General features: G+C 71.2%; 11 protein-coding genes. All 11 read right to left on the bottom strand.

Annotated features, from left to right (window positions below; translation table 11 throughout):
- The coding region (locus AC1DUE_RS12720) for a hypothetical protein (RefSeq protein WP_477039789.1) at positions 1-232 on the bottom strand (232 nt) is incomplete at its 3' end.
- 13 nt (positions 233-245) lie between these two features.
- A complete protein-coding gene (gene fliG, locus AC1DUE_RS12715) occupies positions 246-1,247 on the bottom strand; it encodes a flagellar motor switch protein FliG (protein WP_477039788.1) in 1,002 nt (333 codons plus the stop codon).
- Positions 1,244-2,857, bottom strand: coding sequence for a flagellar basal-body MS-ring/collar protein FliF (fliF, locus tag AC1DUE_RS12710; protein ID WP_477039787.1), 1,614 nt, complete (start codon positions 2,855-2,857; stop codon positions 1,244-1,246). Before fliF ends, fliG begins: the two co-directional genes overlap by 4 nt.
- Complete coding sequence (gene fliE, locus AC1DUE_RS12705) at positions 2,857-3,174, bottom strand: flagellar hook-basal body complex protein FliE (protein ID WP_477039786.1); 318 nt, start codon at positions 3,172-3,174, stop codon at positions 2,857-2,859. Before fliE ends, fliF begins: the two co-directional genes overlap by 1 nt.
- The gene (gene flgC / locus AC1DUE_RS12700) at positions 3,174-3,584 is read right to left on the bottom strand and encodes a flagellar basal body rod protein FlgC (protein WP_477039785.1); all 411 of its coding nucleotides are present in this window, start codon (positions 3,582-3,584) and stop codon (positions 3,174-3,176) included. Before flgC ends, fliE begins: the two co-directional genes overlap by 1 nt.
- Positions 3,584-3,925: a flagellar basal body rod protein FlgB gene (locus AC1DUE_RS12695; protein ID WP_477039784.1), complete on the bottom strand. Its 342-nt coding sequence runs from the start codon at positions 3,923-3,925 to the stop codon at positions 3,584-3,586. The genes flgC and AC1DUE_RS12695 overlap by 1 nt, the downstream gene beginning before the upstream one ends.
- Before the next feature lie 255 nt (positions 3,926-4,180).
- Positions 4,181-4,570 carry a hypothetical protein gene (locus tag AC1DUE_RS12690; protein ID WP_477039783.1) on the bottom strand — a complete coding sequence of 130 codons (390 nt, stop codon included), beginning with the start codon at positions 4,568-4,570 and terminating at the stop codon, positions 4,181-4,183.
- Position 4,571: 1 nt separating this feature from the next.
- Complete coding sequence (locus AC1DUE_RS12685; RefSeq protein WP_477039782.1) at positions 4,572-5,015, bottom strand: flagellar export chaperone FliS; 444 nt, start codon at positions 5,013-5,015, stop codon at positions 4,572-4,574.
- A 61-nt stretch (positions 5,016-5,076) separates the two neighbouring features.
- Positions 5,077-6,432 (bottom strand): flagellar filament capping protein FliD, encoded by a 1,356-nt coding sequence (gene fliD / locus AC1DUE_RS12680; protein ID WP_477039781.1) that lies wholly within the window; start codon positions 6,430-6,432, stop codon positions 5,077-5,079.
- A 146-nt stretch (positions 6,433-6,578) separates the two neighbouring features.
- Positions 6,579-7,742, bottom strand: a complete 1,164-nt coding sequence (locus AC1DUE_RS12675; RefSeq protein WP_477039780.1) for a flagellin N-terminal helical domain-containing protein — start codon at positions 7,740-7,742, stop codon at positions 6,579-6,581.
- A gap of 144 nt (positions 7,743-7,886) precedes the next feature.
- On the bottom strand, positions 7,887-8,801 hold the full coding sequence (locus tag AC1DUE_RS12670) for a sigma-70 family RNA polymerase sigma factor (RefSeq protein ID WP_477039779.1): 915 nt from the start codon (positions 8,799-8,801) through the stop codon (positions 7,887-7,889).
- Between the last annotated feature and the right edge of the window lie 28 nt (positions 8,802-8,829).

Genomic DNA, 8,829 nt, shown 5'->3' with positions numbered 1-8,829 from the left:
CCCGCGCGGCGTCGAGCGCGGCGACGGCGGCGGCCTCGCGGGCACCGGCGGCGAACCCGGCCGCGAAGCCGGCCGACTCGGCGGCCCGGCGGACCTCGTCGGTCAGCTCGCTCGTCTCCAGACCGGACGGCCGGAACATGTCGAGGTCCGGCGCGGCCGACGAGGCAAGCGGCTGCACGACGCCGAACCCGCCCGGCACGAAGCCGGCAGGTGCACGCGTCGTCGTCGGCATGCCGACCAGCCCGTCACGCAACGAACTCGTCCTCACCGTCGCGCCGCAGCACGATCTGGCCGGACTCCTCGAGCCGGCGGATCGACTGGACGATGTTGGAGCGGGCGTCCTCGACCTGCGACAGACGCACCGGGCCGAGCATGTCGATCTCCTCGACGAGGTTCTCGCGGGCCCGCTCGGAGAGGTTGCGCAGCACCATGTCGCGGACCTCCTCCGCCACGCCCTTGAGCGCGACCGAGAGCTCGCTCGTCTCCACGGAGCGCAGCACCAGCTGCATCGCGCGGTCCTCGAGCAGGACGATGTCGCCGAACACGAACATCCGGCTGCGGACCTCCTCGGCCAGCGCCTCGTCGCGGGCCTCCAGGCCCTCGAGGATCAGCTTCTCCGTGGTGGGGTCCGCGCGGTTGATGATCTCGACCAGCGGCTGCACGCCGCCGACCGGGGCCAGCTCGCGCGGGGCCAGGACCGTGGACGCCTTGCGCTGCAGCGACTCGGCGATCATCGCGACGACGTCCGGCGAGGCGCGCTCCATGAGGGCGATGCGGTGCGCGACGTCGCCCTGCAGGCCCGGCTCGAGGCCGGCCAGGATCGACGACGCGTGCGCGGGCTGCAGGTGCGCGAGCACGAGCGCGATCGCCTGCGGGTGCTCGCCGTTCAGCAGCGAGAGCACCTGGCGGGCGTCGGCCTGCTGGAGGAACTCGAACGGCTGGCCGGCCATGCTCGTCTGCAGCCGCTCCATCATGCTGGCGGCCTGCTCCGCGCCGAGCGAGGACAGGAGCAGGTGCTGGGCCATGCCCATGCCGCCGCCCACGCCCGGCCCGATGACCGAGGCCGCGTAGAACTCCTCGAGCACCTCGTCGGCCTGGGCCTGGTCGACGCGCTCCAGGCGCATGATCTCGCCCGTGAGCTCCTCGATCTCGGCCACGTCCATCTCGGCCATGACCTTGGCGGCGCGCTCCTTGCCCAGCTGGAGCAGGAGCATCGCGGCCTTCTGCGTGCCGGTCAGCGTGCTCATCGGCGGACCCCGCCCGACTCGGCGAGCCAGCCGCGCAGGAGGTCGGCGACCTCGTCGGGCTGCTCGTCGGCGAGCGCACCGATCTCGGCGCGCTTGAGGGCGACCGGGTCGGGGGCCAGCGAGACCGGCGCGGCCGGGAGGGCCGGGATCTCGTCGGCGTCGGCACCCTCGAGCGCCAGCGGGTCGCTCCCGGCGCCGTTGAGCACGGACAGCTCGCCCAGGTCGAGCGAGGTCCGCCGAGCCTTGCGGCTGGAGCGGCGGGCGACCGAGACGATGATGATCAGGACGATCAGGCCGAGCACGGCGGCCCCGCCGATCGCGCCCTTCTCCACCAGCGCGTTCTGTGCGGCGACCTTCGCGGCGGCGTCCGCCTCGGCGAGCGCCTGCTCGGCGGCCTCCGCCTGGGTCGTGTCGAACGCCATGGCCTGGACCTCGATGGTGTCCCCGCGGGTGGTGTCGATGCCGGCCGCGGCCGCCACCATCGCCTGCAGGTTGGCCATGTCGATGCCCGTGGCGGCGTCCGAGTTCACCGCGACGGCGACGGACTGACGCTCCACGCCACCCGGCGCGGCCTTGACGGTCTCGGTCGACTTGTTGACGGAGTTGGTGACGTCCTCGGTGGTCGACTTGTAGTCGCCCGAGCCGGAGGCGTCGCCGGGGACGGCGATGTTGTCCGGGCCGAGCACACCGGTCGCGCCGGGGGCACCACCGCTGTACTCCTCCGACTTCGTCGACGACGCGAGCGGGGGCGTGTCCGGCGTCGCCGAGAACTCCTCGGTGGTCGTCGACTTCTCGTCGTAGTTGAGCTGGGCGTTCACGGTGACCGCCGCGTTGCCGGCGCCGACGACGCGGTCGAGCAGCTGCTGCACGGCGGCACTGACGCGGCCCTCGTAGTCGGTGGTCTGCTGGTCGGCCATGCCCGAGCCGGTGGCGCCGACCCCGACGGAGGACAGCACCTTCCCGGTCGAGTCGACGACGGCGACGTCCGTCGTCTTCATGTCCGGGATGCCGGCCGAGACCAGGTGGACGATCGACTGGACCTGCTCGGGGTCGAGGGACGTGCCGCGCGTCGTGCGCACGAACACCGATGCGGTCGGGTCCGCCTTCTTCTCGACGAAGACCGTGTCCTGCGGGACGGCGAGCTTGACGGTCGCCGTCTCGACACCGTCGATCGCGCCGATCGTCTTGGCCAGCTCGCCCTCGAGCGCGCGCTGGTAGGTGGTCTCCTGCTGGAACTCCGAGGCCGTCATGGGCATGTCGTCGAGCAGCGAGTAGCCGCCGCCGTCCGCGTTGGACGGCAGGCCGGCCGCGGCCAGCTTGATGCGCTCGCTGTACAGGGCGCTGGCGGGGACGAGCACCGTCGAGCCGCCGTCGGCGAGCTGGTAGGTGACGCCGTCGGCGTCGAGCTGGTCGACGACGGCGCTGGCGTCCGCACCGGAGAGGCTGGTGAACAGCGGGCTCAGGTTCGGCTTGCTCAGGTAGGTGCTCAGGAACATGACGCCGAGCGCCAGGACGGCGATCCCGATGACACCGAGCGTGCGCTGCGCCATCGAGAACTGCTTGATGGCGCCGTTGAGGCGGTCGATCGCCGCCTGGAGCTGCGCGGGCATCAGGCCTGCATCCGCATGATCTCGTTGAACGCCTCGACGGCCTTGTTGCGCACGGCGGCGGTCAGCTCGAGGGCGGTCGACGACTCGGCCGCCGCGATCGTGTAGTCGTGCACGTCGTCGAGGTCACCCGTGACGGCCTTGACCGCGAGGTCGTTGGTCGTCGACTGCATCTGCTGCAGGTTCTCGATGCCGCTCAGCACTCCTGCGAAGCCGGGGCCGGAGGTCGAGGCGGTGCCGGCGGTCTCCATGACCGAGTGGGTCGGCGCGACCGACGTGACGGAGGACAGGCCGCTGATCGCGGCGACGGGGACAGTCATCAGTTGCGTCCGATCTGGAGGGCTGCCTGGTAGGTCTCCTTGGCGCGGTCCACCACGGCGGCATTCGCCTGGTAGCCGCGCTGGGCCATGATCAGCTGGGTCATCTGGCTCGACATGTCGATGTCGGGGTAGCGCACGTAGCCCTGCTCGTCGGCCAGCGGGTGGTCGGGCTCGTAGACCATGCGGCCCTCGCCGCTGCCCTCGAGGATCCCCGCGACCTGCACGCCGCTGGTCATTTCGCCGGGCCCCGCGACCATCTCCTGCGCGATCACGTACTTCTGCTTGAACGCCTCCTCGTCCGTGGCGCGGACCGTGTTGACGTTGGCGAGGTTGTCGCTGACCGCGTCGAGCCACTTGCGGTGGACCGTCAGACCGGTGCTCGCGATGCCGATGGCGCCGAAGATCGTCATCAGCTCGTCCGCATCGCGGTGCGCATGCTGGCGAACTGTCCGGAGACGGCCTGCGTGGCCAGCTGGTAGCGGAGGTTGGTGTCGACGTTCAGCAGCGTCTCCTCGTCGAGGTTCACGTTGTTCCCGTCCATACGGGTGGGCTCGAGCGAGCGGGCGACGTGCGCCTGGACGGCACCGCTGCCCCGGCCGACGGCCTTGGACAGCTCGTCCTCGAACGACACGCGCTGGGCGTGGTAGCCGGGGGTCTGGATGTTCGCGACGTTGTCAGCGATGACGCGCTGGCGCAGGGCCAGGCCGTCGAGCGCGCTCTTGAGCGCGACGGAGCTCACGGAATCGAACATGCGAAGGGTCCACCTCACCGACGAAGTGCGTGTCGGCCAATCCTTGGCCTGCTGCATGAGCGATCCGTGCTCACCCGACCCATCGGTCGGGCACCCGGCCTGTGTAGGGGAATCCCTGGCCGATGTGGTCAATCACCCGTTCGGCCGTAGGTCGTTGCTGCCAGCAACCGTGCTGGTCAGGCGTCCAGCTCGGACGTGCGGGCACGGCTGCGCGGCCCGGAGCACACGACGGCCTCCCCGAGGACTGCGGCGGCGTCAGGCCTCGTCGTCGAAGTAGACGGCGTGGTCCTGGCGGAAGCTCAGCACCCGGGTGGCCGCGAGCTGGCGGCGGCTGACGACGGCGGCCTCGCCGACGCGGCGGGCGGTGTCGAGCTGTCGGCCCAGCAGCGCGCGGGCGCGGACCTCGAGCGAGGCGGGCAGCGGACCCAGGTCGTGCGGAGGGTGCCAGGCGGCGGCCACGGCGACGTCGTGCACGGAGGTCAGGTGCGCGGTGCGCAGCAGCTCGTCGGCCGCCTCGACGTCGAGCTCGAGCGCGTCGAGGGCGTCGGACCAGGCGCAGACCCAGGAGTCGTCCGGGCGGGACACGCCCTGGTGGGCCCCGCTGTCGGGGACGGGGTTGTGCGGTGCCCAGCTGAGGTCGGACATGTCAGCCGACGCCGAGGAGCCTGGCGCTCATCACGGTGTCGCGCGTCGGCGTCGCGCCGACCCCGGCCGACGCCGTGCGGGCGAGCTGGTCGGCCGCCTCCTGCCAGGCCTCGGCCAGCGGCAGGATGAGGTCGCGGCACGCGACGGCGCGCTCGGCGTCACCCTTGACGCCGGCCTCGATGAGCTCGGCGAGCAGGTACCGGTAGATCGACATGAGCTGCGCGCCACCGTCCCAGGCGTCCACCTGCAGGCTCACCATGAGCTCGGCGACGATCTCCTGGGCGTGCACGAGGTGCTGGGTGCCGTCGACGCGCTGGCCCGACCGGAAGCAGGTGACCGCGCGGTCGACGTCGAGCAGCATGCGGTCGTACAGCATGGTGAGCAGGCGCGCGGGACCGACCGTGGCGACCGCGGAGGCCACGTACTGCGAACGGACGCTGTGCATGAGGGGTGCCCTTCGGTTCGGTCGGTGGACGGGGAGCGTGGACGAGGAGCGCGGGTGACGCTCAGCTGCTGCTGAGGGACGCCAGCTGGCTGGACAGCCAGGACGACTGCGACTTGAGCCCCGAGAGCGTGACCTCGAGGTCGGAGTAGGTCTTCTGCAACGACTCGCGACGCAGCGCGAGCCGGGTGTCCCAGGCCTCGATCTGGTCGTTGAGGTCCTTGACCACGCTCTGCTGGCCGGTGATCTTCTGCGTGAGCGAGCCGCTGATCGAGTCGCTCGCGCCCTTGGCCACGTCGGCGACGCGCTGCGAGATGCCGGCGACGACCTTCTGCACCTGCGCCGGGTCCTTGTCGAGCGCCGCCGCGAACACGGCCGAGTCGAACGTGAAGGTGCCGTCGCGGCCGATCGTGATGCCGACCGACGAGGGCGAGACGCCGTCGACCGGGTACGAGGCGGCAGTGGCCACCGACTGCTGCAGCGCGCGGACCGCGCTGTCGCCGGAGAACAGTCCGCCGGTGACGACCGGGTTGCCGTCGGCGTCCTTCGTGGAGGTGGTCGCCGTGCGCGAGGTGATCTCGGACAGGACCACCCCGAGCGAGCCGACCAGGCCCGAGGCGAGCGCGCTGAGCGCGGCGGCGTCCCGGTCCACGGTGAGGGTGACGGGGTCCGTCTCCACCTTGGAGACCGTGAACGACGTGCCCGCGAGCACGTCGGAGAACGTGTTGGTCTTGGAGGTGGCCTGCTGGGCGGCGGCAGTGCCGGGCCACAGCGTGACCTGGGCGTCCTGCGCGGTGCGCGAGGCGACGAGGCCGATCGCGGTGGCGGTGCCACCCTCGACCTCGGCCTTGGTGCCGGCGTAGACCTCGAACGCCGCGGCGGCGCCCGTGTCCTTGGCGGTGAGCTGCAGCCGCGTGGTGCCGTTGACCGTCACGGCGACCGCGGCGACGCCTGCGGTCGAGCCGGAGATCGCCTTGGCGAGCGCGGAGGCGTCGGAGCCGACGGCGACCTCGGTGAGGGTTCCGTCGGCCTTCTTGATCGTGACGGTCGAGGCGCCACCGGTCAGGGTGGTCAGGTCGGTGAACGACCCGGTCAGCGAGATCTGGCTCTGCGCGACCTTGTCGACCGTGAAGCTCAGGGACGTGGCCTGCGCGACGTTCGTGGTGCTCGCCGTGACGGACGTGGCCGAGCTCGAAGCCTTCGTCGCGCCCCAGGAGGTGGCGGTGGCGGCCTTCTTGGCGGCGTCGGCGAGCGAGGCGACCTTCGTGTTGAGCGCCTGCAGCGCCGAGACCATCGAGGTGGTGCTCGTCTGCTTGGACTTGAGCAGCGTCTGGGGCTGGCTCTCGGCCGACATCAACGAGTTGATGAGCGCCGTCGTATCGAGGCCGGAGATCAGGCCGTCGATCCCGAGAGAAGCCATGAGCCGATCCGTCCGTTCGAGTTGCGCGGGTGCTGCGGTGCGGCCGGGACCGGCCGGGTGGTGCACCGGTGGCGGGCGTCTCGACGACAGCCCGCCACCGGTGGTCGTGCATGGGTGAGGAGGGGTTACCTCCCGTCCCGGTCAGATCACCGCAGGAGCGAGAGCACGCCCTGGGGGATCTGGTTGGCCTGCGCGAGCATCGCCGTGCCGGCCTGCGAGAGGATCTGCGCCCGCGTGAAAGAGACCATCTCGGACGCCATGTCGGTGTCGCGGATCCGGCTCTCGGAAGCGGAGAGGTTCTCCACCGCCACGTTGACGTTCTTGATGGTGTGCTCGAAGCGGTTCTGGAGAGCACCCAGGCCGGCACGAGCGGTCGAGACGGACTTGATCTGGGCGTCGATGCGGGTGATGGAGTTCTGCGCGGCGCTGGCCGAGGAGAAGTCCAGACCCGTGGTGCCCGTGACCGCGGCGGAGGTGGCAAGACCGGTACCCGCGCTGGCGTCCGTGCCGGCCGTGGCGCCACCGACGACGGTGCCACCGTTCTTGGCCTGGACGATCAGGTGGTTGGTCGTGCTGTCGACCGAGGCCGTCAGGTCGGCGCTGAACGCCGAGTCCGAGTTGAGCTTGTCGGCCAGGCCCTGCACCGTGTTGATCGAGCCGGCCGCGCCGACCGAGGCCGTGGTGACGGTCTTGGTCGCACCCGGCGTGGTGATGCTGAACGACATCGCACCCGTGACGGTGGTCGGGGTGGCGACGGCGATGTCCGTGCCGCTCGAGGCAGCGCCGAGCGACGCGGCGATGGCCGAGACGTTCGCACCCGAGAGGTTCACCGAGATCTGCGAGTTGGCGTCGCCGTCGGCGCCGACCTGGAACTTGAGGGTCCCGGCCGAGCCGTCGAGCAGCTTGGTGCCGTTGAAGTTGGTGGACTTCGAGATGCGGTCGAGCTCCGAGACGAGCGAGTCCGACTCGGTCTTGATGTTGGCGCGGGCGTCCGCGTTGTTGGAGTCGTTACCGGCCTGGACGGCCAGGTCACGAACACGCTGCAGGATCGAGTGGACCTCGGTCAGGGCACCCTCAGCGGTCTGGACGACGGAGACGCCGTCCTGAGCGTTGCGCGCCGCAACCTTCAGACCACCGACCTGCGAGCGCAGGCCCTCGGAGATCGCCAGGCCGGCTGCGTCGTCCGCCGCGCGGTTGATGCGGAAGCCGGACGAGAGCTTCTCCAGCGACTTGCTGAGGTCGTTCTGCGTGTTGGACAGGTTGCGGTACGAGTTGACGGCCGCGATGTTCTGGTTGATCGAGAGACCCATGATGATCTTCCTCCTTGATTCGGGTCAGGCTGCCCATCCATGGGCACAACCCTCTGATCGGCGGGGCGGGGCGGTTGTAAAGGATTGCGGCCGACGAATTTTTCTTGGCTCGGCGAACCCGGTACAGACCGACGTCTGTGCAGGTCAGGCCGGGGTCGCGTGCTCCCCGCCCGCCCGATGGGCCGCCCCGACGCGTTCGCGGGCTGCCTCCTGCGCCGACGCGGGGTGCGGCGAGGGGACGATTCCGCGGGGTGCCATGGGCGACGCCATGGACGCCATCGCCGCACGCGCGGCCACGGCCGCGAAGTACTTCTGACGACGACGCTCGGCCACACCGTCGGGCCGCTCGGCCGTCGGGAGCATGTCGGGGTCGAGGCCCGCGTTGAGCCCGTCGCGCAGGAGGGAGAGCGCCTCGGTGCGCAGCTGGCTGATGCGCGACTGCGTGACACCCAGCTCGTCGGCGAGCTCGGCGACCGACCGGTCCTGCAGGAAGATGCCGTCGACGACGACGCGCAGCCGCTCGGGCAGCGTGTGCACGGCGGCGCGCAGCCAGCGCAGGCGCTCGTCGGAGAGCAGGGCCTCCTCCGGGTTCGGTGAGCCGTCGCGGACCAGCTCGGCCACGGGGACGTCGCTGGAGTCCATCGACAGCACCCGGCGCGCGGCGTCCTGGCTGGCGCGGTCGACGGCCGCGATGTCCGTGCCGAGCGCGCCGGCGAGCTCCTCGCGGCTCGGCGCGCGGCCCAGGGCGGCGGTGAGCCGCTCCGAGGTCGACGCCAGCTCGCGGACCCGTTGGCGTGCGCCGCGGGTGGCCCAGTCCATGCTGCGCAGCTCGTCGACGAGCGCGCCGCGGATGCGCAGGGAGGCGTAGCGGGCGAACGGGACCCCGGTGGTGGGGTCGTAGGCACGGGCAGCCATCACGAGAGCGAGACTCCCGGCAGAGACGAGCTCGTCCCGGGAGACCGATGGCGGCACCCGGTGCAGGAGCTCACTGACGGCATACCCGACGAGGGGCATGTTCGCGAGGACGAGGTCGTCGACGGTGGGGGTAGGCGTGGTCACGAGGACTCGCTCGGTCCGTCCGCTGCAC

This window comes from Cellulomonas sp. P4_A2, from assembly GCF_056402515.1.
Note: the sequence above shows the minus strand (reverse complement) of the source record. Positions and strands in the feature narration are given on the sequence as shown.